Source organism: Shinella sp. JR1-6 (genome assembly GCF_004284735.1).
GTDB lineage: Bacteria > Pseudomonadota > Alphaproteobacteria > Rhizobiales > Rhizobiaceae > Shinella.
In genome coordinates this window covers 25,162-50,065 of sequence record NZ_SHMI01000026.1, presented here as the reverse complement: position 1 = coordinate 50,065, position 24,904 = coordinate 25,162, and the positions used below count along the sequence as shown (strand labels likewise).

The following is a 24,904-nucleotide window of genomic DNA, read 5'->3' as shown; positions in this document are numbered from 1 at the left end:
TGCTTTAGACTAGGTCCGCCTTGCTGAGATCGATCGGACCGTTCGGGAAGTAGTAGGCACCCTGAAGGCCCTTTGCCGCGCCGTGGAAGTTGACGGCGGAAAACAGCGAGAAGCTCGGCGATTTCTGCGCCATCAGCGGGAAGACCTTTTCCTGAAGGATCTTGAGGCGCTCTTCCGGCGTCGCGGCACCCCGCTCCTCGTCGAGCACGGCGTCGATTTCCGGATCGTTGACGCCGGTGATGAGCGCCGCCTTCGAATGCCAGTTCGGGCGCAGCACCAGGTCAGGCTCCGGCGAGCCGGTCATCCAGCCCACGTCGCACATATGGCCCTGGCCCTGGCCATCGGCGGCGCGGTAGATCGCCTGTTCCCAGGCGGCGGGTTCCAGCACGGTCAGCTGCACGTTGAAGCCCTGCTCGGCCATCATCGCGGTGATGATCTCGCCATATTCCTTGGTCTTCGGGTAGAAGCCGATCGAGGTAATGTATTCGAGCGGCGGCAGGCCCTCGCCGTTCGGGAAGCCGGCTTCCGCCAAAAGGCGCTGGCATTCTTCCGGGTCGTATTTCGGATAGGTCTCGATATCCTTGAAGCCGAACTTCATCGGCGAGACGAAGCAGCTCGTCGCCGATGCGGCGTCGCCCATCAGCATGAGGATCTGCTCGCGGTCGATCGCATGGCAGGCGGCAAGCCGGATGCGCGGATCGTCGAACGGCGCCTTGTTGCAGCGGAAATGCAGGTACTTGTTCTCGGTGGAGAGGCCGCGATGCCCGACGACAGTGGCGTTGCCGGCGAGCGAGGCATATTGCTCCGGCTCCAGGCGCTCGGCGATCTGATATTCGCCGTTCATCAGGCCGAGCAGGCGGGTATTGGCATCCGGCACATAGGCATAGACGATCTCGTCGATCTTCGGTCGGCCGCCGTAATAGGCGTCATTGGCCGACAGCGTGCTGCGATCGCCGACCGTCTCGACATATTTGAAGGCATTGGTGCCGTTCGGACGCTTCTGCAGGGTCGCGGGATCGGCAACGTCCTTGGCCGACAGGATAGGCAGGAAGCTGGAGATGAACCAGAAGGCGGACGCGGGATAGCCATGTTTGGCGGTGCTGAGGCGCACGGTCAGGCGGTCCACGACCTCGACGTCGACACGGCCCGGATAGAAGGAGGCGGCCGGCCGTTCCGGGTTGGAGGCATATTCCATCGTCGCCTTGACGTCCTCGGCGCCGAAATCCTTGCCGTCATGGAACTTCACGCCGTCGCGCAGCTTGAACTCCAGCGTGTTGGCGTCGATGAGCTGCCAGCTCACCGCGAGGTCCGGCTCCAGCTCGGGGACCTTGCCCTCTTCCATCTGGCAGCGGGTCAGATGGCTGAACACGAACTTTTCGAAATTGGACTGGCCAAGCGTGGTGTGCGATGTCGGGTCCCAGTTCCCGGTCACCGGCCCCATCGAGGCGAGGACCACGGTCTTCTTCGCCTGCGCTGCGGCAGGCCCCGCAATCGAGGCCAAGCTCGCAGCTGCAACGACAGCACCTGTACTCGCAAGCAATTCGCGACGTGTAATCATGGATAGGTTCCCTTTATCGTTGATCTGCCGGAGGAGAACAGCGGCTTTCCCGACCACCGTCCCCTTCCAATTGCAGCAACGTTAGCAGCAGCACGGCCCTCTCGGCTTGACACCGCGTACGTCTTTTTTGTCGCAACGGCAGGATTGTAGCAACGGGCCGGCGCGCATGAACAATCTATCCGTGCATCCAGCGAGCGCACTACAATTGTCTCGCCGCCTTTTGTCACCGCACTCGGCAAAAGGCCTTGCGATTTGGCCGGGCACCGGCAATCATGATGAAAACATGACGAACAGGCCGCGCGAGGCGCCCGACGTCAAATCTCCCGAACTGCCAATGCGTCGAAGGGTTACGAATGGAACGCGTTATCGATCTGTCATCGCGTATCGACTATGAGATGCTTTTCGATCGGAAAACGGCGCAAACCTACTATGGCGTCGAGCCCGAGCCGGCCGGACGCTATTATGACGACGATCGCGGGATGGTGGTGCGTACCCATGTCGACGGCGGCCCGTTCCGCCAGGACCTGATCCAGTTCGAGCCGGACGTGCTCGCCTTTGCCGGCTTCGGCAGCCCGTTTCCGCTGCCCAATGTGCGCCATCATGTGCAGACCGTCGGCGACGAGGACTTGATTCACTTCACCCTCTGTCTGGATTCCGCGATCTGCGAAAACGTGCTCGGTCAGGAAGTGGTCGAGCAGGAGCGCTACGAATGCACGATCATACGCTATCCGGCCAAATCGGTGATCGACCGCATGTCGCGGCTCGACGGGCAATACAAGATCGCCTGTCTCTGGTTCAAACCGAACGCCCTCTTGAGAATGCTCGAAACGACGGAATCGCGCATTCCTGATGAGCTGTTCTGGTTGAAGGCAGGCCGGGTGGACCGCGTCCATCATGCATCGATACCGCTGACGACGCAGATGTATCACGCCGTTAACGACGTCCTGACGTGCAACTTTTCCGGCGGCGTGCGCCGGGCGTTCGTGCGCTCCAAATATCTGGAGCTGCTGTCAACGATCTATCAGTCGCTGGTCGACCAGGCCAATCAGAAACGATCGTTCTGCGGCGATGGCGACCATCGCAAGGTCGAGGCGGTGGCGAGCTACCTCACGTCGAACCCCGCCTCGAAGGATTCGCTTGCCGATATCGCGCGGCGCGTCGGCATGAACCGCACCAAGCTCGTCACCACCTTCAAGGAGGTCTACGGCACCTCCGTCGAGGCCTATTGGCGCGACTGGCGCCTGCAGAAGGCGCGCGACCTGCTCGTCAACCGGCAGATGTCGGTGAGCGAGGTCGCCCAGCAGGTCGGCTATTCCGAAATCTCCGCCTTCACCCGCGCCTTCAGCAAACAGTTCGGCATCGCGCCGAAGAAATACCAGATGAAGTGAGCTTTCCGGGCGCGATGCCTTCGGCAAGGCCGGCGACCGACGATGATACAAGCGGTCGCCGAACCATATAGGTTCCCAGCGAATGCAGACCTCCTCCTTCCGCTGGGCGTCCCCGTCCTTGTGCTATGCCAGCGCCGGCAGGAGCTGATCGATGCTCTTCTTGGCGTCACCGTAGAACATACGGGTGTTGTCCTTGAAGAACAGCGGATTCTCGATGCCGGAATAGCCCGTGCCCTGGCCGCGCTTGGACACGAACACCTGCTTGGCCTTCCAGACCTCGAGGACCGGCATGCCCGATATCGGCGAGTTGGGATCCTCCTGCGCGGCCGGGTTGACGATGTCGTTGGAGCCAATGACGATCACGACATCCGTGTCCGGGAAGTCCTCGTTGATCTCGTCCATTTCCAGAACGATGTCGTAGGGCACCTTGGCTTCGGCAAGCAGCACGTTCATGTGGCCTGGCAGACGGCCGGCAACGGGATGGATGGCAAAGCGTACGGTCTTGCCGGCGGCTCGCAGCTTGCGCGTCAGTTCCGAGACCGACTGCTGGGCCTGCGCCACCGCCATGCCGTAGCCCGGCACGATAACGATGCTGTCAGCCTCGTTGAGCGCAGCGACCACGCCCTCGGCATCGATGGCGATCTGCTCGCCGGTGATCTCCATCGCCGGACCCGTCGCCGCACCGAAGCCGCCGAGGATGACGGAGACGAAGGAGCGGTTCATCGCCTTGCACATGATGTAGGAGAGGATCGCACCCGACGAGCCGACCAACGCGCCGGTGACGATCAAGAGATCGTTGCCGAGCGTGAAGCCGATGGCGGCGGCGGCCCAGCCGGAATAGCTGTTCAGCATGGAAACGACCACCGGCATGTCGGCGCCGCCGATGCCCATGATCAGATGGTAACCGATGAAGAAGGCGGCGAGCGTCATCACGATGAGTGTCCACGCATCGGCACCTTGGACATAGAGCACGAGCAGGACGAGCGAGAGCAGCGCGGCACCAGCGTTGAGCACATGGCCGCCCGGCAGTTTCCTGGCCTTGCCATCCACCTTTCCGGCCAGCTTGCCGAAGGCGACGACCGAGCCGGTGAAGGTGACCGCACCGATGAAGACACCGAGGAACACCTCGGCCTTCATGATCGACAGCTCAACGGGTTCCTTGTGGGCGAGGATGGCTGCAAAACCCGTCAGTGCGGAGCGTCCGGCCTCGTCAAGGCTCGCGACATGCGCCGCCTCCAGATGCGCGTTGAAACCGATGAAGACGGCAGCGAGACCGACGAAAGAGTGCAGCGCCGCAACGAGCTGCGGCATTTCCGTCATCTGCACGCGGGAGGCGACGAAGGCGCCGAGCACCGCGCCGCCTGATATCATCAGCACGATGACGAACCAGTTGCCGACATCGGGTCCGAAGACCGTGGCGATGACGGCAAGGCCCATGCCCACAATGCCGTACCAGACGGCGCGCTTGGCGCTTTCCTGGCCGGAGAGCCCGCCGAGGGAGAGGATGAAGAGAATGGCTGCCGCAATATACGCGGCCGAAACGATACCGATCGTCATGATGAGGACCCTTGCGCGATCAGGATTTCTGGAACATGGCGAGCATGCGCCGGGTGACGAGGAAGCCGCCGACAATGTTGATCGTGGCGATCAGTACGGACAATGCCGAAAGCACCACCACCAGCAGGCTGCCGGAGCCGATCTGCAGCAGCGCGCCAAGGATAATGATGCCCGAGACCGCGTTGGTAACGGCCATCAGCGGCGTGTGCAGTGAATGTGAGACGTTCCAGATGACCTGGAAGCCCACGAAGCAGGCGAGCACGAAGACGATGAAGTGGCTCATGAAAGCCGATGGTGCGAAGGCCCCGACGATTAGCAGCAGCGTCGTGCCGGCGACGAGCAGCGCAAGCTGGCTCTTCGTCTCGGCCTTGAAGGCGGCGGTTTCGGCCGCGCGCTTTTCCTCCGGCGTCAGTTCCTTGACTTTTTCCTTCGGCTTCTGCGCAGCGATCGCCGCGATCTTCGGCGGCGGCGGCGGGAAGGTGATCGTACCCTCGAAGGCAACGGTCGCCCCGCGGATGACATCGTCTTCCATGTTGTGGACGATCCTGCCGTCCTTGCCCGGCGTCAGGTCGGCCAGCATGTGGCGGATGTTGGTGGCATAGAGCGCCGAGGACTGCGCTGCCATGCGGCTCGGAAAGTCCGTGTAGCCGATGACGGTGACACCGTTGTCCGAGACGATCTTCTGGTCAGCGACCGTCAGGTCGCAATTGCCGCCACGCTCGGCCGCAAGATCGACGACCACGGAGCCCGGCTTCATCGCAGCAACCATGTCGGCCAACCACAGTTTCGGCGCATCGCGGCCGGGGATCAGCGCCGTCGTGATGACGATGTCCACCTTCGGGGCTAGCTCACGGAACTTGGCAAGCTGCTTCTCGCGGAACTCCGGCGAGGACGGGGCGGCATAACCGCCGGTCGCCGCGCCGTCCTGCGCACCACCATCGAAGTCGAGATAGACGAATTCCGCGCCCATACTCTCGATCTGTTCGGCCACTTCCGGGCGCACGTCGAAGGCATAGGTCTGCGCGCCAAGCGAGGTCGCAACACCGATCGCCGCAAGGCCCGCGACGCCCGCGCCGATGACAAGAACCTTGGCCGGCGGAACCTTGCCGGCTGCCGTGATCTGGCCGGTGAAGAAACGCCCGAAATTGTTGCCGGCCTCGATCACCGCGCGGTAGCCGGCGATGTTGGCCATCGACGACAGCGCGTCCATCTTCTGGGCGCGCGAGATGCGTGGCACCATGTCCATGGCGATGACGTTTGCACCCTTCGCCCGTGCCTGCTCCAGCAGTTCGCCGTTCTGGCCAGGATAGAAGAACGAGATCAGCGTCTGGCCTACGGACAGAAGCTCGATCTCTCCGTTCAAAGGCGGACGGACCTTGACGATGACATCGCACGCCGCGACCAGCGCCGCCGCACTGTCGACCACCGTCACGCCCGCGGCGCGGTAGGCATCGTCCGATAGACCTGCCCCAAGCCCCGCACCCGCTTCGACAAAACACGTATGCCCCAGCTTTGCCAGTTGAACCGCGCTGTCGGGCGTCAGCGCAACGCGCAGCTCTCCAATGGCCAGCTCCTTGAGAGCTCCAACCTTCTGTCCCATTTCACTTTCCGGCAGAGCCGGCCCTCTGATGTACGCGTGTATTTCGAAAAATCGCCGAGAGGTGAACGCGCAGTGGAGACGTTCTCCCGCGATACGGCGTTCGGATCGGTGGAGCCAATCCAGATGTTCAGCTGCGATGCCCGCTAGCATCTTGCCTATGAAACGGCGTTCACCGGCGATGCTGCGACCCTGTGCGCGCGAAAACGCGGCACACAAGGTCACCGAGACTTGCTCCTACCGGCGCGCCCTAGTGGGCGACCAGAATGCCCTTGGCCTCGAAGATATCGCGAATCTTGCGGACATAGCCGTGATAGTCCTTGTTCTCGTGTATCCGGCTCCACTGGCGGGGACGGGGCATATCGATGTTGAGATCAAGATCGACGCGGCCCGGGCGGGGCGACATGACCAAAACGCGATCCGCCAGGAACACCGCCTCGTCGATGCCGTGTGTGATGAAGAGCACCGTGTTGCCGAGCCGCATCCACATCGACTGGAGATCCATGATCATCTGTTCGCGCGTCAGCGCATCGAGCGCGCCGAACGGCTCGTCCATTAGCAGGAGGCCGGGCTCCTGGATCAGCGCACGGCAGATCGCCACGCGCTGGCGCATGCCGCCGGACAGTTCCGAGGGGTATTTGTTGCCGAACCCTTCGAGCCCCACCTGGGCCAGCAGTTCCTCTGCACGGCTGCGGTATCGCGCGACATCGAGCCGTTTGATCTCGATGGGCAGCAGGATGTTTTCAAGTACGGTGCGCCAATAGAGAAGAAGGTCGGACTGGAAGACGACACCGATCTTGGGATGTGGCTTGACGATGGTCTCCCCATCGATGGCGATCGTACCAGTCGATGCGCCCGTCAGGCCAGCCAGCAGCGACAGAAGCGTGCTCTTGCCGCAACCGCTCGGGCCGACCACGGCAACAAAGGTGCCGGGCTCGAATTTGAGGTCGATCTTTTCGAGCGCTACGACATCTTCGTCTTCACGCGTCTTGTAGATTTTCGAGAGCCGGGAGATGTCGACCGCCGCACCCGCCTGGACAATAGCATTCATGGGACTACCTCACTGAATCTTCTTTGCTTCGGACCGCCCAGGGGGTGGCCCTACTTGGTGTCGCGCTTGTAGGTGACGCGGCTTTCGACGAAATCGATGACGAAATAGAGCATCACGCCCAGGCCGGAGATGGCAACGACAGTCGCAAAATTCAGCGTGGTATCGAACAGCGAATTGGCCTGGAGCTGCAGGTAGCCGAGGCCGCGTTCGGCGGCGACGTATTCGCCGATGACCGCCCCGATCACGGCAAGCGACACCGCCACCTTGAAGCCGCCGAAGATGTTCGGCAGTGCCGCCGGCAGACGCACCTTGAAGAAAGTCTGCCATTCGCTGGCGCCCATGGAGCGGACGAGGTTGACGAGGTTTTTGTCCAGCGCCTGGAGCCCCACCACCGTCGAGATGACGATAGGAAAGAAGGAGATCAGAAAGGCGAGCGTGATCTTCGGGGCCCAGCCATAACCCAGATACAGCACCAGCAGTGGCGCCAGCGCCACCTTCGGCACGGTCTGAAGCGCGACCAGGATCGGATAGATGGCACGCTCGAATGCGCGCGAGTAGAAGATCGCGAGCGCCAGAGGAATGCCGACGAGCACGCCCATCGCAAATCCGGCGACGACTTCGAAGAGGGTCACATAGGCATGGCTGGCGAGCAGAGGAAGCTCGTTGACGATACGCGTCGCAATTGCCACCGGCGTCGGCAGGACGAATTCCGAAAGTCCGGAAAGCGGAACCAGAATCTGCCAGGCCGCAAGCAATACGGTTGCGAGAATGATCGCCGAATAGCGTTCAAGCCACGACCCCCGCGATTTTTTCCTGCGCATGACCTTATCCTGTTTTGACTGGGCGCGATCGGCGCCGAATACATTCGTGCTCGCCACCTTAGCCTCACTGCGTCAGAAGTTCGTTGGTAAAGAAGGTCGATGCCGGCTTGGGATCACCGATCTCCTCGGTGCTGCCGACGAGTTTCAGCGCATCGCCGACTGCCTTCTCGTCGACCCAGCCGACGGGCGTGCCGCTCGACGGTGCGTGGATCGATGCCGATGTCGCCTCGATCTGCCGCTGGACGACCTTGTCCGAGGGGCCGGCCTGCCAGACAGCCTTGAGGGCTGCGGTGGCCGCGGCCGGATCGCTCCGCGTCATCTCGATCGCCTTGGCATTGGCTGCAAGGAAGCTCTTCAGCGCTGTCGCCTTTTCGGCAATGCCGGCATCACTCGCCACCACCGCCATGCCGGGAATGGCAAGGCCGTATTCGGCCATGTCAAGCGTGGGGAAAGTCTGGCCGGTCTTGTCTTCGAGCACGGGCAGGTCGTTGGTCTTGTAGACGCTGACCACGTCAACCTGGCCCTGCAGGAACTGTGGGACGCGGGACTGGGAATCCATCTGGACCTTCGAGACCTTGCCGCAATCCACCTGGTTGATTTCACAGAAGGCGTTGAGATAGGACGTGCCGGTCTCACCGACCGCATGCGCGATGGTCTTGCCTTCCAAGTCCTTCGGCGTCTTCACCGCCTTTTCTGCGTGCGAGATGAGCGCAATCGGCGACTCCGGCTGATAGAGTGCGATGATCTTGACCGGCATCCCCTTCTGGATGGCGGAAATGGCAAAGATGCCCGGCAGGATGACGACATCCTCCTGGCCCTGGATCAGCGAACCAAGTGCTGCCTGCGAGCCGGCGCCTTCGCCAAGCTTGAGGGTGACACCAGCATCCTTGTAGATGCCTTTCTGTTCACCGAGATAGAAGAAACCGTACTCGCCCTTCAGCTTCCAGCTGAAGCGGACCTTCACTTCCTCGGCCATTGCACCCTGGCTGGCCACAAGCGTGGCGATAGCGGTCGTCGCGACGAGTGCGGCTCCGCGAATGACACGTCTGACATGCATCATTTCACTCCTCCCTAGCGGACGCCCGCTGGCGCCCTGTTGGCTTCCTGCCTCATTCATTCCCCAAGAACCGAGCCAGGGCCTCCTACCCATTTGCTCAATTCTTGATCTCATAGTGTGATCACACATTGGGATTGTCAAGTAAAGAATCTGCGAGAAATCGCATGATGCTCCCGATGAGGCACGCGCACGGGCGGCAGCCTCGCATATCCTTCAATATACGGAAATCGCTTGGAAATTTTAACCGAACGTCGCCATCACCACCCTCCGTTGCGGGAGTGTGATGCATGTTGCCGGCCTCCGCCAGCGGGACCTCCACGAGGCCATTTTTCACGTCAGGATGTCGAGGCGAAAATGCTCGACAACGCGTTCTCAATGGCCGAACGGCTGAGATCCCTGGCTATGAACACCAGCCATCCGCCCGAAACGCCATCCGGCCAGCGTGGCAGATATTCGGGCGGGTAGACGACGTGCTGGACCCCGTGAATGACCACGGGGCGAGGATCGCCCGCGACGGACAAGAGGCCCTTGACCCGCAGAATGGACTGACCGCGACTGGCGAGCAACAATTCCAGCCAATCGACGAAGGCCGGCCAATCCACGGCAGCCGCGACGTCGACGACGAAGGTCTCGACGCCGGCACTGTGTCGGCCGTAAAGTAGCTGGTCGGAAACGTCGAGATAACGTGGGCGTTCGTCCCCCGCCCTCTCGAAAAGCGCGCCGGCGCCCGGCATCTTCGCCTTGCTGGAAACGAGTTGGCCGACCGTCGGATTGATCGCAGCGATATCATTGCGGAGCGCATCGAGCCGCCAGGGCTCGGCGAGATCGGACTTCGTCACCACGACGCGATCAGCCAGCGCCACCTGCTGAACGGCTTCGGCGAAGCGGGCGATCGTGCCTGCGCCACCGACCCCATCGACCGTAGAAACGATCGTGCCTGCACGGTAGCCACGCCGCAACCGCAGGTCACTCATCACCGCCTGCATGATCGGCGCAGGATCGGCAAGCCCCGTCGTCTCGACGACGACGCGGCGAAATGGCTCCACCTCCCCACGGCGCACCATCTCGAACATATCGGCAAGCGTCGAGACCAGATCGTCCCGTACGGCGCAGCACAGACAGCCCGAGGACAAGAGCACGGCATCTTCCGACACTTCGCGCACCAGGAGGTGATCAAGGCCGACCTCGCCGAACTCATTGATCACGACGGCGGTATCGGCGAAATCCGGTTCGCCCAGCAGATGGCGAAGAAAGGTGGTCTTGCCGCTGCCGAGAAAGCCCGTCAGGACATGCACGGGAATGCGATCATCCTGGGCGGAGGCAGCGGGTTGCATGGTCAGACCACCTCGAAGATCGCGTCGATCTCCACCGGCACATTGCGCGGCAGCGAATAACAGCCGACGGCTGCGCGGGCATGGCGCCCCGCCTCACCGAAAACCGCGACCATCAGATCGGATGCGCCATTGATGACTTTCGGATGGTCCTTGAAATCCGGCTCGGCATTGACGAATCCGCCCAGCCGGATCACGCCGACAACGCGATCAAGATCACCGTCCAGCGCCGCCTTGAGCTGGGCAAGAATGTTCACGGCGCACAGGCGCGCCGCCGCTTGGCCATCCTCGACTGAGAAGTCGGAACCAAGCTTGCCGGTGAACTTGTCCTTGCCGCCCTCGCCCGGCACCTGGCCGGAAATATAGACCTGGCTGCCATGGCGGCGCGCCGGCACATAATTGGCGAGCGGCGCCGTCGTCGCCGGCAGTACGATGCCCAGGCTTGCCAGTTTTTCGTCGATCTTCCCTACCACGATGCGCTCCTCCCGGCAGTGTGTCAGTAGTCGAATTGCAGCTCCGGCCCATGCGCGAAGGGTAGCTCCAGCCCCTGTGGGCCGGCGACGCTGACCAGGGCCTTGCAGGTGGTGCGGATGTCGTGGACAATGCCCTTCTTGGCCGCCGCGGCGTTCTTGTCCTTCAGGGCCGCCAGAATGCTCTGGTGGTCCGATGCATTCCACGGCATCGAAGGGATGAGCAGCGACATGTACATGGTCGGCCCGAACTGCAGCCACAACGACTCAATCAGCGGCATCAGGACCTCGCTGTCCGCCGCGTGGTAGAGCGTGAAGTGGAATTTCTGGTTGGATGAAAGGCAGTTCAGGATGTCGCGTTTTTCGATGGCCACCAGAAGCTGCTTGTTGATCGCTGACAGCTCGTCCGCCAATCCCGCTGGGGCCTTCTTTACGGCAAGCTCTGTCGCCATGCCCTCCAGCATCTCCCGGATCGTGAACAGCTCGGTCAGCTTTTCGGGCCGCAACCTCGGCACGCGGACCGAACCGCCCTTGGTCTCCTCCAGAGCGTTGGCGGCGACGAGACGGCTGAGCACTTCGCGCACCGGCATCGGGCTGGTGCCGAGCCCGACAGCCAGCTTGCGCAGGCTCATCACCTGCCCCGGCAGGAAAGCGCCAACCATGAGGCCGCGGCGCATGTAGCGAAGAACATGTTCATGGACATGGCCGCGCGCCGGCTTTTCGGCAGCGTCGCTGTTGGCCTCGTTTTCCGGCTTCTTGATCGGCATCTTGTCTTCAGACTCCGTCATCTCGTCTAAAATCTGCGATCCGCCCGAAGGCCAACCCCGCCACACCAACCCGTCTCAGGGATTGACAGGTGGAATTTGTGATCTCACATTGTGATCAATAAACGACTTTTCATCAGACGGCAACCGTTAACTGTCCGACCATTCGACAGACGCCGCGGAGGAAAAGTCGTCTGACACTCCAATGGGAGAATGAGACATGGCTGCGACCGTTTCCGACCAATCTGCCCTGCGCGCCCATCTAGACTGTACCGCCAACCTCGGCCGCTATGTGCTGCGCAACGTGAGGCTTCATACGGCGACCACGAGGACGGACGCTGCCACTGCGGCGGGCAATGCATTCTTCCTCGCCGATGTGAATGTAGAGAACGGTAGAATATTAGCAATCACGCCCGCGCAACCTCACATCCTTGCCGCTGGCAACGCAGATCTGCCATCGATCGACGCTGGCGGGCGTGTCGCGCTGCCGACTTTCGTCGATTGCCATACGCATCTCGACAAGAGCCATATCCTGCCGCGCACGCCCGCGGCAGACGGCACGTTCGACGGCGCGCTGGCGGCAACGCGCAGCGACCGCACGGCGCGATGGTCAGCCGACGACCTCGGCAAGCGCATCGACTTCGCCCTCCGCTCCGCCTTTCACTACGGCACATCGGCCATCCGCACGCATCTCGATTCACAGCCACCGCAGGGCAGAATCTCCTGGCCCCTGTTCACGGAACTCCGCCAGCATTGGCACGGGCGGATCGCGTTGCAGGGGTCCTGCCTGTTCCCGATCGACATGGCACGGGACGATACGGTCCTGCGCGATATCGCCGAGCGTGTCGCCAATGCCGGAGGGATCCTCGGTGCCGTCGCCTACCCGGTACCCGATATCGATCATCTGCTCGACCGGATGTTCCACGCCGCCTCACAATACGGCCTCGACCTCGACTTCCATGCCGACGAGACCGCCGATCCGGCCGCCGACGCGCTGCGCCGCATCGCCGAAACGGCCCTGCGTTCGTCCTTCGAAAAGAAGATAACGGTCGGGCACTGCTGCTCTCTGGCCATGCAAGAACCTTCAGTCGTCGACGCGACGCTCGACAAGGTCGCGGCGGCCGGCATCAACGTCGTGGCGCTGCCGACCTGCAACCTCTACCTTCAGGACCGGAGAACCGACGGCACGACGCCGCGCTGGCGTGGCGTCACCCTCCTGCATGAAATGAAGCGGCGCGGGATAGCCGTTGCACTCGCCTCGGACAACACGCGCGACCCGTTCCACGCCTACGGGGATCTGGACATGCTCGAGACGTTCCGCCTCGGAACGCGCGCCCTCCATCTCGATCATCCCCATGGCGACTGGATTCGGACGGTTTGCACGACACCGGCGCAGGTCATGCGCCTCGACGGCCACGGCGTCATTGCAGCGGGGCAACCGGCCGACCTGATCCTTTTCGAGGGGCGCTCCTGGTCGGAAGTCCTCTCCCGGGCGGAGAGCAACCGCATCGTCATCCGAAACGGCTCGCCGATCTCCACTCCCCTTCCCGCCTATACGGAGCTTGATGCACTGGAGGGATTGGCGCCCGGCTGAAGCGCCGGTCCTGCCAAAAGAAAACCCCGCCCGGTCAGGCGAGGTTTCCCAAAACATTCCGATCGCCTTCAAGCAGATCAGGCCGTCGCACCGACCTGATAAAGCTCCACCTTCGTACCATCAGGGTCGGCGATGTAGATCGTCAGACCATATGGGCCGTCGTGAAGGTCGGTAAAGTAGCGGACGCCGGCTCTCCTCAGCTTCGCATCCATGGCGCGCACATCGTTGACCTCGAAGGCGATATGGTCGAGCTGGCGATGGTCGCGCGTCTTGCCGTGGATGAGGGCGATGCCCTGATGGAAGGCGGTGAACGGGCGGCCGTCGGCGAGCGGCTTGGCCGGGCGGATCGTGAAACCGAGCAGGTTCGTGTAGAAATCGACGGATGTGTCGATATCGTCGACCATGATCAACTGGTGGCCGTAGTTCGTCACCCGCGGCTTGACCTGTTCGCCGATCCAGTCGAGCACCTCGGACGAGGGAGCAATCTCGCAGAAATACTGCTTCCAAACCTGCTTGGCCGTCGCCTCCCAATCGGCGTTCACCCCCGAAATGCAGTCATCGACCGCAATGACATCGAGATCGCGCAGATAGGCTTCGCGAATGGAGGTTTCCACGCAGGCATTGGTGGTCGCCCCGGTGACGAAGAGATGCTGGGTGCCCAGCATCTTCAGCATCATCTCGAGACGAGTCTCGTAGAATGCGCCGAAACGATGCTTGCGAATGACGAAGGCCGGATCGAAATCCGCAAGGTCCTTCAGCTCGTCGATGATCTGCTCGTCCCAGGTTCCCGCGAGCGCCGAAACACGCTTGCGGCGTGCGGTATGACCGAGCAGCTTCTTCTTGGCTCGGTTGTGGTCGATCGCAAAATGCTCCTGCATCGTCCAGATGACGGGGATGCCCGTGTCCTGGCAGCGCTTGATGAGCTTGGCCAGCGGCGGCACGATGGAGGAGAGGCGCTTGGTATCGACGCCGGAAACGCCCAGAGTCCCCTGCTCGTGAATGAAGGCATTCTGCAGGTCGATGACCAGAAGCGCCGACTTGCGATAGTCGAGGGTTTCCAGGGTCATCACTTGTGCTCCACCATGTCGATGCCGAGCACGCCGCCGCGCCCCCAGCTATCCTTGGGCGTTTCGTGGATCACCACATGCAGGTGGTCCGGCTTGCAGGCGGCCTCTTCGACCATGGCCTTGGTGATGGCCTTCACGAGGTTGCGCTTCTGCTCGACGGTGCGCCCCTCCCACATTTCGACGACGACGAATGGCATTCTATGTCTCCTCTCTTTCAGCGGGCATGGCGCCGGAGGCCCAGACGGGCACGGCGGACGCAAAGCCCGAAACCAGATCATTGTTGGCCCGGTCGGCGCCGGAAAGCTGCCAGAGCGGGCGGTTCGAATAGTTCACCAGGACCTGCTCTTCCATGCAGGCCCGGTTGGCGGGGTGCGCAGGATCGCGCACGAAGCGGCTCGTCGCCGGCATCAGCCGGATCACGTAAAGCGGCTCTGCATCCGCAAGGCCGCAAAGCGCCGCGGGACCCATCGCCTCCAGCGGGACGGCCCGCGGAACAGGATTTTCTCCGGCGATGGGCACGAGCACCACGGCGCCGGCGAGCGGCGCGACCGGCCAGTACCGGCCTTCCCGGTGCTGATCCAGAAAGGCGCGGTATCGACCCGCCTCGGCGAACAGCTCGCTGTCCCAGAGGATGATGTCGGCGCCAAGTACGCTCCTTGCCGCTTCAACGACACGATCGCTTTCGCACAGTTCGAGGAAGGCCCACGGATCAGTCAGGGCGATGCCGTGACCCCAGGGATTGTGGATCCCCGACAGCCTCTCCTGGCGGATCGACGCCTTTCGGTCGGCGATCCTGGCAACGGCCTCGCGCACCGGCAACCGTGCTGGTGTCAATGAGACACGACCGGCGAGGTCGAGATGGTCGGGGATCGACATGGTCATGCCGGCACGGTCACGCAACGGCCGCGGCCGTAGTGCCGTTCATCGACCGCGCCGTTTTCATAGACGACTTCGCCGCGCGCGACCGTCATCACCGGCCAGCCCTTCAGCGTCCAGCCCTCGTAGATGCAGGTGCCCTTGCCGGTGTGCTGGACCGTGCGTTCCTCGTCGAGATCGACCAGCACGAGGTCCGCGTCGAAGCCGACGTCGATATGGCCCTTGCGCGGCCAGAGGCCGAACCGACGCGCCGGATTGAACGAATTGAGCTCGACCAGGCGGCTCAGCGGCAGCCCGCGCTGGTGCACACCGAAGTGCAGCATCAGCGACAGCTCCCACGGGAAGCTGACGACACCGGGGAACTCCGTCCAGAGGTCCTCGAGCTTCTTGGGCAGGAACGGCACATGGTCGGTGCCAAGGCTGTAGACCGAGCCGTTGAGCATGCCGGCCCACAGGCCTTCCAGTTCGTTGCGGTCGCGCAGCGGTGGCGAGATCTTCGCGCGCATGTCGAGATCGTCGTCGTAGCAGGTACGCGTCAGGTAGTGCGGGCAGGTTTCCACTGTGACATGGATGCCGCGGGCCTGCGCCTCGGCGGCAAGGACCGGCCCCATGCCGACCGACGTGTGCACGAGATGCAGGGAGCAACCGGTCTTCTCGGCGAGGAAGATCATGCGCCGGATCGTTTCGACCTCGCAGAAGGCCGGGCGCGATTCCGTATAGGCGCCGAGGTCCTGGCGTCCGGTCGCAGCGATCTCCTTCTTGATCCACGAGGCGATCTGGGTGTTCTCGCAGTGCACGTTGATCACCGCGCCGGGGATCTTCGACAGGATGCGCATGGCGGCATAGACCCAGCCGTCCGTCGCCGGGACGATGCCGATCGGATTGTCGGGCTCATAGCCGAAATAGCACTTGAAGGATTTTACGCCGGTCTTGGCAACGATTTCGGGGATCTCGGCGATATGCTCCTCGCGCTGGATGCCGAAGTGGAAGCCGAAGTCGATGACCGCATTCTCCTCGCCGAGCGCCTTGCGCTCCTCGTAGAACGGCAGGTAGGATTCCTTGAGATTGCGAATGTAGAGCAGCGCCGTTGTCACGCCGCCGGAGGCGGCGGCGGCCGTCTCGGTCCGCATGTCCTCCGGGAAAGGAAACTTCACGCCGAGATGGCAATGCGGGTCGATCAGGCCCGGCATCAGCACCCGGCCCCCGGCATCGATGGTGCGCGCGGCGTCCGGCAGGACTTCATCGGCACCGGTCAGCACGATCTTGCCGTCCTTGACGGCAACCCCGCCGAAATACTCGCCGTCGTGGCGAACCACGCGCGCGTTCTTGATAACCAGATCCGCCTTCATTGCTTTTGCTCCAATATGCCTTCGATACGCCGGCTGATACCGGTCCACTGGCTGCGTCCGACGGTGATCGGCGCGCGCGCGCCCATGCCCCGCGCCCAGACGGCCTTCAGCCCGAGCTCACCGGCCGCCTCGCGGTCGATCGTGCCGGGCGGGGCCGCCACATCCACCAGAAGCGCATGTTTGGGCAGCAGTTCGAGCTGCTCGCGCTCCATCAGGCGCTTGGGAACGCTGCCGATGACAATGTCCATTCGGGGCAGGTAGTCGGGCAGCTCCTCCAGTGTCAGCGACTGTGCGCCGGCCGCATAGGCGGCAGCCCGCTGCACGGGGTTTCGTGCCGCGACATGGACGTGTGCGCCGAGCGCCACCAGCGTGTTGGTCAGCAGAGAGCCGATGGTGCCCTGCCCCACCAGCATGACGTTCGACTTGTGGATGGTAATCTGCGTGTTCTCGATGATCACCTTGAGCACGCCTTCGACAATCGCGGGGCCGCGCAGCAGCATCAGATCGACGTCCCATTCATATTCGTGCAGGGTGATGCCGAGCGCTTCACAATGCCCCTTCAGATTGGCATCGGCCCAGCCGAGGATGATGTGGCCCGGCTTGTTCATGCCCGCGAGCATGTCGTGCGTCGGAATGATCTTCTCTGGGCACTTCGGGGCAAACAACGCGCCCTCCGCCGTGATGCCGGGGATCGGGAAGAGCGCGATATCGGCCCCCCTCAGCGCATCGGCCGCGTCCCTCGCATGGTAGACGCTCTCGATGCCTTCGTCCGGCCAGGGGAAACCATAGGCACGGACGGTCGCGCCGGCCCGCAGGGCGCAGCGGGCGATTTCCTGTTCGCGGGCATCCCCGGCAACGACCGCGATGACGGTGTTCTTCCAGCTCATTTCGCCCTCACCTTCTCGATCACCTGATCCTTGCTCATCCCTGCAATGCCCATCGCCTCGGCAGTGCGGCCGCCCTCGCGATAATTGGCTCCGACCGCGATCTGCGCCAGGCTGTAGAGGGACTGGGCCACCGGCGTCTCGACGCCGGCGATCCTTGCGAATTCCAGGAACGGCAGGAGGCCGTGGCCGAAATCCTCCTTGTAGTAACGGTATTCCAGCGAGTCCGGGCCCTTGATGCGCTTGTTGGCCTCGCCGCCGGCAATCGCCGTCCGGTAGTCGCTGGTGTCGACCACATCCGCCTCCACCGTGCCGAGAAGCTTCATCTCCTCGATCAGGTTCGGCAGTTCGTGCCCGAAGGCCCTGGCCACCGCCAGCCGTTCCTCGTCGAGCTGCTTCATGACACGGGCGACGCCGGGGGTCATGGCATCCACATAGAAGGTGAAGTTGCCGCCCGTCGCCTCGACCCAGGCGGCTGCCAGCACGGCACCCGGCGGATGCAGGACCATGTTGACGTTGGAGAGGTCAGAGGCGATGACGTCGGCGACGGGATCGAGGCCCGGAAAGAGAGCGCCGGCGATCTCCAGAACCTCCGCCCCGCCTTTCAGAGCGGCCGCCTTGAGCCGCTTGGCCCGGCCCGAAACGGTCACGCCGTCCGGCCGGTACTTGCGCGCCACATAGGTCAGCGTCGAGAACTCGACCACGGCCGGCGCGGCACGCCCGCTGCGCGCGAAAGTCTGCGCGAATTCCAGCGCGCCGCCGGTGTGGCCCGGATTGAGGATGACGGGGCTGGACGAAGGCCAGCCTGCAGCGGCGAGCGCTGCTGCAATCGGCGAATGCGAAAACGTGGGCAAAGCCACCACCGCGACATCAACGCCTGTGATCGCCGCCTTGAGGTCGGTGGTGATCAGCGCCGGCCTGGCGACACCCTCGCCGAGCTTGCCTTCATGGGCAACGCCGCCGAGCCTGATATGCGGCTCCAGCGTTTCCGCCGATCGCGCCCAGAAATGCACGTCGTGCCCCGCCTGGACCAGCTCCGCAACCGAGGCCGCCCCTCCGGCGCCTGCACCTAGTACTGCTACCTTCATTCTCTCCTCCCGGGGGAAGCGGGGAAAACACCCCCGTCCCATGCCTGAAGCGGGCTCGTTTTCCCGCCTCCACTGGTTGCTCCTCAACAATTTTGATCACACTTTATGATCACACATAGAATTGTCAAGCAGAAGAATGTGCTTTCGCATTCTCAAATCGTCGACCGTCGGAAGCCGTTTCCAACATGTGGCGTGCGCCAGGCACTCACCCTTTCCAGACAAATCCTCGACTATCGGCACGGCCGGCATTCGCACGGGATCCGCCTTGGGCCCACGAGCCCCCATACGCCCAACGGCCGCGAGAATCCGCGTTGACGATAACCTTCTAGAATATTGTTTCTACCGTATTATCCAACGGAAGGCGCATTCGGAGCGACACTGTCACACAAGGCCGAGAGAGGCCCAAATTCGGCATCGCGAATGGCAGCGTGCACAGATTTCACAGTGCTCCGACAGCACAAGGTGAGCGATGGAAAAACGCACGCCACGACAGCGCACCGTTTTCACGCAACCGCCTTGCAGCCACCTTTCGACCGCGATATGCCCAGCCGGCGAAGGAAGCCGGCCGGGCAGGTCCGATTCAGTTTCCTTCGTCGTAGAGCGTCGTCGTCGTTTCGACATCGCTGTGGTGGAGCCCGGCGCGGACCACTGCGGCAGCGGCCAGTTCCCGGGCCTTGCTGCGGATCGCCACCTCATCGACGCCCTGCACCTTGCCGTCAGCATAAAGCGCCTTGCCATCCACCCAGGTCTGCGTGATCGACGCGGTCGATGCGGAGAAGACCAGCGCCTGCAGGGGATCGTAGAACGGCGTCCATTCGATGTGGTCGAGATCGAAGAGAATGAAATCCGCCTTCTTGCCCACTTCGAGCGAGCCGATCTCATCGTCCCACATCAGGGCACGCGCGCCCTCGATGGTGGCAGCACGGAGCGCCTCACGCGCGGTGAAGACGTCGGGCTTCAATCGTGCATCCTTGAACATGCCCGCCACGATCAGCATCTGCCGCATGAGGTTCATGTTGCCGGCCGCCGACACACCATCGGTTCCAAGCCCGACCTTGACGCCGGCCTTGACCATCTCGGGATATTTGCCGATGGAGGTCGCACCCTTGCCGAGTTTGAAGGACGAGCACGGGCAGAAGGCAACGCTCGCGCCCCGCTCCGCCAGCAGCTTCACCTCTTCGTCCGATACCGCTGCGCCATGAGCGATGACGAGGTTCTTGCGGATGCCACCGGCCTGGTCGACCCGGGTGATCGGCCAGCAGCCATATTTGCTCTCGCAGACCTTGGCTTCCTCGATTGAGGTCGCCAGATGATAGGTCGTGCCGACGCCCAGCTTTTCGGCAAGCGCAACGGCACCGACATGCAGTTCAAGACTGCACGGCTCCTTGCCCTCGATGTTCACCCAGCAGCGGGCGCGGCCATCGAGCGTGTTGTTGTAGCGTGTGACACATTCCTCCAGCACCTTCAGCGCCGTCTGCGCGTCCGGGAAGAAATGATGCTCGGCCATTTCCTCGGTCCAGCCGTGCGGCAGCTCGGCCGGCCGGTTGTCCGCGGCGTGGCGGCCGGTAATGCCGCGCATACCGGTCTTTTCCATCGCACGGATGACGATCCCGGGATCGTATTGCGACCCCATGTCGAGGAAGCAGGTCGTGCCGCAGCGGAGCATTTCGGTGATGCCGAGCAGCGCACCCCAATATTCATCCTCCTCCGTGATGAAGGCATAAAAGGGCTTTGCCCAGTGGAAGACCCAGGCGCGCGTGTTGAGATTGTCGGGGAAGACCGCGCGCGAAAGCGTTTCCGAGAGATGAACGTGGCTGTCGACAAAGCCCGGGCACATGCCCAGCATCCTGCCGTCGATCACCTTGTCGAACCGCTCGCCCTGGTGGCGCGCCTTGACCTCCTCCGCCGCTCCGATGTCGGCGATGCGGTCGTTCTCGACCACCACGCTGGCATTGCGCAGCACCGTATCGTCCTTGTCGACCGTGAAAGCGAAGTTCAGATTTTCAATCAGCGTACGCATGCGGCTCCACCCAATGCTTCAACAAATTTCCCTCCCGATCGCCCGCCATGCAAAACGGCGGGCGACACTCATGGCCGCGGACAGGAGACCGGCCCGGCCGCGAACTGCACTCTCAGGCGACAGCCTGCGCCTTCAGACCCTGCCTGGCCGTGCCACAGACGATCAGCTTGTCCGTGTTGGTGTAGTCGGACAGGAGTTCTGATCCGCTCGACGTTACAAGCAACATGTCCTTGTTCTGCATGCCGAAGCCGTAGCCGGTGTTGTAGCAGAGCGGTTCGAAGCCGAGCACCATGTTTTCCTCCAGCGGCGCATCGCTGCCGGGCTTGCCGAGCACCGGCGTCAGTCCGAGATAGGGATCCTCGTGAAGATGAAGGCCGATGCCGTGGCCGACAAAGGAGATCGGCGGCAAGTCCAGCTTGGCGAGCTTGGCGATAAACGCATCATAGATCGCACGGCAGCTGGCGCCGGGCTTCACCTTCTCCATGATCTCGTATTTGCACTCGACCAGATGGGCCCAGATCTTGTCGGCCATGGGCGGCGCTTCACCGACGATGGCGGTCCGACAGACACCGGCCTGGTAGCCGTCGATGACCGAGAAAATCTCGACGCGGCAGACATCCCCGCGCTTGAGGATGCGGTCGGACGGACCGACATTGGGCAGTACGCTACGCTCGCCGGTGGCGACGATGAGGAGCTTGAAATGCTCCGCGCCGAGCGAATAAACGTTGCGGGTCAGGTGGCCGGCAATGTCCATTTCGCTGTCGCCCGCATCGACCTCCGCCAGCGCGTCGGCAATGGCCTGGTCGGCGATGCGCGACAGTCTGCTGAGCAGCGCAATCTCCTCGGCTGTCTTGATCTGGCGCAGTCGCGCAAGGATCGGTTCCGCGTGCTCGAACCGGGCACCGGGCATCGCCGCGATCAGGCGGGCGAAATCGCCTGCCGGCAGATAGTCCATTTCAATGCCGATGCGCGCCTTGGCGAGGCTGAGCCCCGAGAGCTGGTCCGCCAGCACCAGCATCGGGTCGTCGGAAAACTCCGCCCAGATGCGCGACGGCACGTCCGGTAGCCGCCGCTTGATCGTCGATGCTTCCATGTCGACGCCGAAGATGGCGCTGCGCCCGTCGGCGGTGACGATCGTCATCGCGTGGCGATGGCGGATCAGCGGCTGCGACGGAACGACGAAGCCCGCCGTATAGGCAAAGTTCTCAGGCGAGGAGCAAATGATGGCGTCGAGCCCATGCTCCGCCATAGCCTTGACCTGTTTTGCAACGATTTCTGCCCGCATGTTCTTTCCTCTCTCCTTGCGTTTGCTGGCGGACGCTCAGTCGCGAACGCGATATTTTTCGACCTTGGCCAGGTCGACATCGATGCCCATGCCGGGTCCTGTCGGCACGACGATCGCGCCGTCGACGAACTGCATCGGCTCGACCAGAAGGTCGTCCTTGTAGTAGATGCCGCCGACCTGGCCGTGCTGCGCCTCGGCTGGCGTCGATACGGGAATGACGCAGGACAGTGTCACGGCGGGCGATGCCGCTGCGAGCTGGACATTGGCGAGATTGCCGATGCCGGTCTCGATCGATCCGTTGACGTTGCAAAGGATGCCGGCCGCGCGGCAGACCGCCCCCACCTCCATCGCCTTGTACAGACCGCCGGCCTTGGTCGTGTAGATCGAGACGATCTGGATGCCGCCGTTCTGGACAATCTGGATGGAATCATGCGCATTCCAGGCCGATTCATCGGCCATGACAGGCGCGTCGATCCGGCGTCCGACCTCGGCGATCCGCTCGATGCCCATGACCGGCTGCTCGACATATTTGAGCCCGTTCTTCTCCATCTTGCGCACGGTCTGCACCGCCTCGCCGGGCGTCTTGTAGCCCTCGTTGGCATCGACGCAGATCTCCATCGCCTCGCCTGCGACCTCGCGCACGGCGTCGACCATGGCGACGTCCCGCGCCGGATCGACGCCGATCTTCACCTTGATCGTCCTGACGCCTTCCTCGACCAGCTTGGCGACCTCGGCCCGCGCCTCTTCGATGGAGATCAGGCCGATGGAGTGGGTGACCGGCACCCGCCCGCGCGCCTTGCCGCCGAGCAGGGTGTGCACGGGAACGTTCAGCCAGCGACCGGCCAGATCATAGGCCGCAAACTCGACCGCCGCCTTCGAATAGGGATAACCGCGGATGATCGCATCCATCCGGGCATGCAGCTCTGCGAAATTGCCGAGTTCCAGCCCGATGACGACCGGCGCGAGATAGGTGTCGATGACCGCGCGGGTGATCATGGCGGATTCGCCGAAGTAGCGGCCGAATTCCCCGCCCCAATCCTTGAGCGCCGGCGCCTCGCCCCACCCGACCCGGCCATCGCTGTCGGTCATCTTGACCATGACGTAGCGGCCGATGACCTCGGTGAGGCCCGCCCATTTATGCTCTCGCCGCGTGGGCAATTGGACAATCAATGTTTCGATGGACTTGATCGTTGGCACTGGTTCCACCTTCTCCTTGTCGTCGCAGTCATCTCGTTGTAGAATGCGATCATTCATTGTGATCACACTTTATGATCATGATTTTGAATGTCAAGGACGGCCGGATCGATTTTTTCGCCGGCAGATGGGAGGGAAACCATGATCGTCGAAGCGACCAACTACTTTGCCAGGGAAGGCTTGGCCGACACGGTGCTCGATCAGCGCCGCAAGGCAAGCGAGATCCGGCACAGCCTGGGGCTCAAGCCGGGGCTGATCCTCGTCAAGCTGGAGGGCGACGGCCCGGATGTTCGATGGGAGTGCAGGTTTGCATCCAGAGACGCTTACGACGCGGACCGGGCCGCGAGGGCCGCTTCCCCGGACTTCGAGGAAGCGCGCAAAGCCATGCACCGCCTATTGGTGAAGTTCGAACGGCATGTCAGCGTAGAGACCGATGGGGGCTAAAGCCGCGGGCAGGAGCAACGACCAACTCCGGGACGCTCACGTCAATCGCCGCCACAAATCGCCTCAGGCTTCGCCGTGTCACTGCACGTCGCGGTCATCAAAACGGGCGATGATCCACTTCATCGACGACGCGTCACATCGCGATCGACGTCAGGGTCGCCAAGTGCTCCATCAGCCCGGTCACCTTCAATCGGGTGAATGTACGTTTCGCGGGTCCAAATGCCGAGGCCGAGACCTGGGCCGCCATCGCCTTGCTCGTCGACATGGCGCGGCTGCTATCTGAAAGATGTGATATCCAGGATCGTCAACCAGCAGCACCCCAAACAATCAGATCGACGAGCCGCCGCCCTGTGCCGATGCCAAGGTTTCAGTCCCATCACCGACGCTCAGGCCGCTATACCCGGTCGAAGTGGCTGCCCCGTGATTTCAGGGAACTGGAGGTGCTGTCTGGAATGCAAAGCATGCCCACGCGGAATTTCCTCCGGATCCGGACTGCCTTGTCTGGCAAAAGAACTGGATTTCCATTGGAGTGATCGGCTTTACTTTCGGATCAGATGGAGAGTTTCACGCGGCTATAGGTCTCCCTTGTGCAGAGCGCCAGAGCGGGACCGTACACCCTGGCTGAAACTCTTCGCATAGACCGACGGGGTCTTGCCGACATAGCCGAAGAAGGCGCTGGAAAACGCGGAGCTGGAGGAAAAACCCACTTCGAAGGCGGTCTCGGTGATCGAGCGGCCCTCCTTGCGCAAAAGCTCCATTGCCCTATTCATGCGCATCTCGCGGATGAACTCGCGCCAGCTCTGGCCGAGCTCCGCCTGGAGATGCCGGCGCAACGTGCGCTCCGACATGCCAGCATGATCGGCAACCTCAGGCAAGGTGACACCCGGCCCGCGGCGGCTCGCGAAATCGATCACCTTCTGGATCGAGGAGTTTTCTGCATAGGGCGTCCACAGGATGCGCTCGTGGCGAAACCAGTCCGGCAGCATCTCGCCGAGCGTGACGAAGAAGCAGCGTGCTTTCTTGTCGCTCGAGGCGGCTTCAGCGCTCCAGCGCAGGGCATAGTCCGTCATGCCGCCGGCAAAATCGCTCACGGCGCCAACCCAGCAGCCATTGTGTAGCCACGCCACTTCCTTGGCGCAGAATTTCGCGACAACGCCGGATGACGGGATTCTGGCGCGCAGGCGAAACATGCGGGACGGCGGGATATAGACCATATGATCCGCCGGAATGACCCATTCGCCGGCATGGCCGAAAAGCTCAAGCTCCCCTGCCGTGCAGCGCACGAGCTGGCCGCCCGCTTCACCTTCGCTGGCAAAATCGAACCGCCCCGGACCAAAGGCGCGCGCATGGCTCGCCATGCCGGCCGAGACCTCGAAATACCGTTCGCCGCTTCCCTTGCCCGCCATGCCGAGCCCTCTCCGTCCGATTGGCCGATTTTCTGATAAAAATGGCCGATTATCGAATGAAGGACAAGTCCGATTTCGGCATTTTACCATCATAACGTCGAAA

23 protein-coding genes are annotated in these 24,904 nt (G+C 62.6%); 3 read left to right on the top strand and 20 right to left on the bottom strand.

The window, feature by feature from the left end; translation table 11 throughout:
• Positions 1 to 4: 4 nt before the first annotated feature.
• On the bottom strand, positions 5 to 1,558 hold the full coding sequence (locus tag EXZ48_RS28360) for an ABC transporter substrate-binding protein (protein ID WP_130520142.1): 1,554 nt from the start codon (positions 1,556 to 1,558) through the stop codon (positions 5 to 7).
• 353 nt (positions 1,559 to 1,911) lie between these two features.
• On the opposite strand from EXZ48_RS28360, the gene EXZ48_RS28355 reads away from it, so the two are divergent.
• Entirely contained in the window at positions 1,912 to 2,946 is a 1,035-nt protein-coding gene (locus EXZ48_RS28355; RefSeq protein ID WP_130520140.1) for a helix-turn-helix transcriptional regulator, read from the top strand.
• A gap of 123 nt (positions 2,947 to 3,069) precedes the next feature.
• Here the strand turns inward: EXZ48_RS28355 and EXZ48_RS28350 are convergent, their stop codons facing one another.
• The 8 genes from EXZ48_RS28350 to EXZ48_RS28315 form a co-directional block, all read right to left on the bottom strand.
• Positions 3,070 to 4,503, bottom strand: coding sequence for an NAD(P)(+) transhydrogenase (Re/Si-specific) subunit beta (locus EXZ48_RS28350; RefSeq protein ID WP_130520138.1), 1,434 nt, complete (start codon positions 4,501 to 4,503; stop codon positions 3,070 to 3,072).
• 19 nt (positions 4,504 to 4,522) lie between these two features.
• Positions 4,523 to 6,103 (bottom strand): Re/Si-specific NAD(P)(+) transhydrogenase subunit alpha, encoded by a 1,581-nt coding sequence (locus EXZ48_RS28345; protein WP_130520136.1) that lies wholly within the window; start codon positions 6,101 to 6,103, stop codon positions 4,523 to 4,525.
• Positions 6,104 to 6,350: 247 nt separating this feature from the next.
• Positions 6,351 to 7,151, bottom strand: a complete 801-nt coding sequence (locus EXZ48_RS28340) for an ABC transporter ATP-binding protein (RefSeq protein ID WP_024270776.1) — start codon at positions 7,149 to 7,151, stop codon at positions 6,351 to 6,353.
• A 50-nt stretch (positions 7,152 to 7,201) separates the two neighbouring features.
• The gene (locus tag EXZ48_RS28335; protein ID WP_130520134.1) at positions 7,202 to 7,972 is read right to left on the bottom strand and encodes an ABC transporter permease; all 771 of its coding nucleotides are present in this window, start codon (positions 7,970 to 7,972) and stop codon (positions 7,202 to 7,204) included.
• Positions 7,973 to 8,036: 64 nt separating this feature from the next.
• On the bottom strand, positions 8,037 to 9,032 hold the full coding sequence (locus EXZ48_RS28330; protein ID WP_130520132.1) for an ABC transporter substrate-binding protein: 996 nt from the start codon (positions 9,030 to 9,032) through the stop codon (positions 8,037 to 8,039).
• A gap of 332 nt (positions 9,033 to 9,364) precedes the next feature.
• Positions 9,365 to 10,363 (bottom strand): GTP-binding protein, encoded by a 999-nt coding sequence (locus EXZ48_RS28325; protein WP_050745861.1) that lies wholly within the window; start codon positions 10,361 to 10,363, stop codon positions 9,365 to 9,367.
• 2 nt (positions 10,364 to 10,365) lie between these two features.
• Entirely contained in the window at positions 10,366 to 10,833 is a 468-nt protein-coding gene (locus EXZ48_RS28320) for a RidA family protein (RefSeq protein WP_037407806.1), read from the bottom strand.
• Between the two features lie 23 nt (positions 10,834 to 10,856).
• Complete coding sequence (locus tag EXZ48_RS28315) at positions 10,857 to 11,618, bottom strand: GntR family transcriptional regulator (RefSeq protein WP_245290396.1); 762 nt, start codon at positions 11,616 to 11,618, stop codon at positions 10,857 to 10,859.
• 196 nt (positions 11,619 to 11,814) lie between these two features.
• Between EXZ48_RS28315 and EXZ48_RS28310 the strand changes: the two genes are divergently transcribed.
• Positions 11,815 to 13,188 carry a cytosine deaminase gene (locus EXZ48_RS28310; RefSeq protein ID WP_130520130.1) on the top strand — a complete coding sequence of 458 codons (1,374 nt, stop codon included), beginning with the start codon at positions 11,815 to 11,817 and terminating at the stop codon, positions 13,186 to 13,188.
• Positions 13,189 to 13,265: 77 nt separating this feature from the next.
• Here EXZ48_RS28310 and EXZ48_RS28305 read toward each other — a convergent pair whose 3' ends face one another.
• From EXZ48_RS28305 to EXZ48_RS28265, 9 genes are all read right to left on the bottom strand, one after another.
• Complete coding sequence (locus EXZ48_RS28305; protein ID WP_130520128.1) at positions 13,266 to 14,255, bottom strand: isochorismatase family protein; 990 nt, start codon at positions 14,253 to 14,255, stop codon at positions 13,266 to 13,268.
• Positions 14,255 to 14,452, bottom strand: coding sequence for a 2-hydroxymuconate tautomerase (locus EXZ48_RS28300; protein ID WP_018431063.1), 198 nt, complete (start codon positions 14,450 to 14,452; stop codon positions 14,255 to 14,257). The genes EXZ48_RS28305 and EXZ48_RS28300 overlap by 1 nt, the downstream gene beginning before the upstream one ends.
• A 1-nt stretch (position 14,453) precedes the next feature.
• Entirely contained in the window at positions 14,454 to 15,137 is a 684-nt protein-coding gene (locus EXZ48_RS28295) for a resolvase (protein WP_130520126.1), read from the bottom strand.
• Positions 15,134 to 16,480 (bottom strand): dihydroorotase family protein, encoded by a 1,347-nt coding sequence (locus EXZ48_RS28290; protein ID WP_130520124.1) that lies wholly within the window; start codon positions 16,478 to 16,480, stop codon positions 15,134 to 15,136. Before EXZ48_RS28290 ends, EXZ48_RS28295 begins: the two co-directional genes overlap by 4 nt.
• A complete protein-coding gene (locus EXZ48_RS28285) occupies positions 16,477 to 17,367 on the bottom strand; it encodes a dipicolinate synthase subunit DpsA (protein WP_130520122.1) in 891 nt (296 codons plus the stop codon). The genes EXZ48_RS28290 and EXZ48_RS28285 overlap by 4 nt, the downstream gene beginning before the upstream one ends.
• Positions 17,364 to 18,452 (bottom strand): NAD/NADP octopine/nopaline dehydrogenase family protein, encoded by a 1,089-nt coding sequence (locus tag EXZ48_RS28280; RefSeq protein WP_130520119.1) that lies wholly within the window; start codon positions 18,450 to 18,452, stop codon positions 17,364 to 17,366. Before EXZ48_RS28280 ends, EXZ48_RS28285 begins: the two co-directional genes overlap by 4 nt.
• A 580-nt stretch (positions 18,453 to 19,032) precedes the next feature.
• Entirely contained in the window at positions 19,033 to 20,472 is a 1,440-nt protein-coding gene (locus EXZ48_RS28275; RefSeq protein WP_023512517.1) for an amidohydrolase family protein, read from the bottom strand.
• A 112-nt stretch (positions 20,473 to 20,584) separates the two neighbouring features.
• Positions 20,585 to 21,757 (bottom strand): Xaa-Pro peptidase family protein, encoded by a 1,173-nt coding sequence (locus EXZ48_RS28270; RefSeq protein WP_130520117.1) that lies wholly within the window; start codon positions 21,755 to 21,757, stop codon positions 20,585 to 20,587.
• A gap of 36 nt (positions 21,758 to 21,793) precedes the next feature.
• Complete coding sequence (locus EXZ48_RS28265) at positions 21,794 to 22,954, bottom strand: mandelate racemase/muconate lactonizing enzyme family protein (RefSeq protein WP_130520115.1); 1,161 nt, start codon at positions 22,952 to 22,954, stop codon at positions 21,794 to 21,796.
• Between the two features lie 138 nt (positions 22,955 to 23,092).
• Here EXZ48_RS28265 and EXZ48_RS28260 point away from each other — a divergent pair, with 138 nt between their 5' ends.
• Positions 23,093 to 23,395 (top strand): hypothetical protein, encoded by a 303-nt coding sequence (locus tag EXZ48_RS28260; RefSeq protein WP_130520112.1) that lies wholly within the window; start codon positions 23,093 to 23,095, stop codon positions 23,393 to 23,395.
• 133 nt (positions 23,396 to 23,528) lie between these two features.
• Here the strand turns inward: EXZ48_RS28260 and EXZ48_RS35835 are convergent, their stop codons facing one another.
• Both EXZ48_RS35835 and EXZ48_RS28255 read right to left on the bottom strand, forming a co-directional pair.
• Positions 23,529 to 23,660 carry a hypothetical protein gene (locus tag EXZ48_RS35835; RefSeq protein ID WP_256370930.1) on the bottom strand — a complete coding sequence of 44 codons (132 nt, stop codon included), beginning with the start codon at positions 23,658 to 23,660 and terminating at the stop codon, positions 23,529 to 23,531.
• 307 nt (positions 23,661 to 23,967) lie between these two features.
• The gene (locus EXZ48_RS28255) at positions 23,968 to 24,801 is read right to left on the bottom strand and encodes an AraC family transcriptional regulator (RefSeq protein WP_165909450.1); all 834 of its coding nucleotides are present in this window, start codon (positions 24,799 to 24,801) and stop codon (positions 23,968 to 23,970) included.
• Positions 24,802 to 24,904: the final 103 nt, after the last annotated feature.

Excerpts from the sequence above, each read along its gene's own strand:
- EXZ48_RS28290 (WP_130520124.1), bottom strand. The coding sequence starts at position 16,480 with ATGAAGGCGGATCTGGTTATCAAGAACGCGCGCGTGGTTCGCCACGAC.
- EXZ48_RS28350 (WP_130520138.1), bottom strand. The coding sequence starts at position 4,503 with ATGACGATCGGTATCGTTTCGGCCGCGTATATTGCGGCAGCCATTCTC.
- EXZ48_RS28310 (WP_130520130.1), top strand. The coding sequence starts at position 11,815 with ATGGCTGCGACCGTTTCCGACCAATCTGCCCTGCGCGCCCATCTAGAC.
- EXZ48_RS28280 (WP_130520119.1), bottom strand. The coding sequence starts at position 18,452 with ATGAAGGTAGCAGTACTAGGTGCAGGCGCCGGAGGGGCGGCCTCGGTT.
- EXZ48_RS28275 (WP_023512517.1), bottom strand. The coding sequence starts at position 20,472 with ATGCGTACGCTGATTGAAAATCTGAACTTCGCTTTCACGGTCGACAAG.
- EXZ48_RS28260 (WP_130520112.1), top strand. The coding sequence starts at position 23,093 with ATGATCGTCGAAGCGACCAACTACTTTGCCAGGGAAGGCTTGGCCGAC.
- EXZ48_RS28255 (WP_165909450.1), bottom strand. The coding sequence starts at position 24,801 with ATGGCGGGCAAGGGAAGCGGCGAACGGTATTTCGAGGTCTCGGCCGGC.
- EXZ48_RS28305 (WP_130520128.1), bottom strand. The coding sequence starts at position 14,255 with ATGACCCTGGAAACCCTCGACTATCGCAAGTCGGCGCTTCTGGTCATC.
- EXZ48_RS28325 (WP_050745861.1), bottom strand. The coding sequence starts at position 10,363 with ATGCAACCCGCTGCCTCCGCCCAGGATGATCGCATTCCCGTGCATGTC.
- EXZ48_RS28270 (WP_130520117.1), bottom strand. The coding sequence starts at position 21,757 with ATGCGGGCAGAAATCGTTGCAAAACAGGTCAAGGCTATGGCGGAGCAT.
- EXZ48_RS28360 (WP_130520142.1), bottom strand. The coding sequence starts at position 1,558 with ATGATTACACGTCGCGAATTGCTTGCGAGTACAGGTGCTGTCGTTGCA.
- EXZ48_RS28345 (WP_130520136.1), bottom strand. The coding sequence starts at position 6,103 with ATGGGACAGAAGGTTGGAGCTCTCAAGGAGCTGGCCATTGGAGAGCTG.
- EXZ48_RS28355 (WP_130520140.1), top strand. The coding sequence starts at position 1,912 with ATGGAACGCGTTATCGATCTGTCATCGCGTATCGACTATGAGATGCTT.
- EXZ48_RS28315 (WP_245290396.1), bottom strand. The coding sequence starts at position 11,618 with ATGACGGAGTCTGAAGACAAGATGCCGATCAAGAAGCCGGAAAACGAG.
- EXZ48_RS28285 (WP_130520122.1), bottom strand. The coding sequence starts at position 17,367 with ATGAGCTGGAAGAACACCGTCATCGCGGTCGTTGCCGGGGATGCCCGC.
- EXZ48_RS35835 (WP_256370930.1), bottom strand. The coding sequence starts at position 23,660 with ATGTCGACGAGCAAGGCGATGGCGGCCCAGGTCTCGGCCTCGGCATTT.
- EXZ48_RS28295 (WP_130520126.1), bottom strand. The coding sequence starts at position 15,137 with ATGACCATGTCGATCCCCGACCATCTCGACCTCGCCGGTCGTGTCTCA.
- EXZ48_RS28340 (WP_024270776.1), bottom strand. The coding sequence starts at position 7,151 with ATGAATGCTATTGTCCAGGCGGGTGCGGCGGTCGACATCTCCCGGCTC.
- EXZ48_RS28330 (WP_130520132.1), bottom strand. The coding sequence starts at position 9,032 with ATGATGCATGTCAGACGTGTCATTCGCGGAGCCGCACTCGTCGCGACG.
- EXZ48_RS28300 (WP_018431063.1), bottom strand. The coding sequence starts at position 14,452 with ATGCCATTCGTCGTCGTCGAAATGTGGGAGGGGCGCACCGTCGAGCAG.
- EXZ48_RS28335 (WP_130520134.1), bottom strand. The coding sequence starts at position 7,972 with ATGCGCAGGAAAAAATCGCGGGGGTCGTGGCTTGAACGCTATTCGGCG.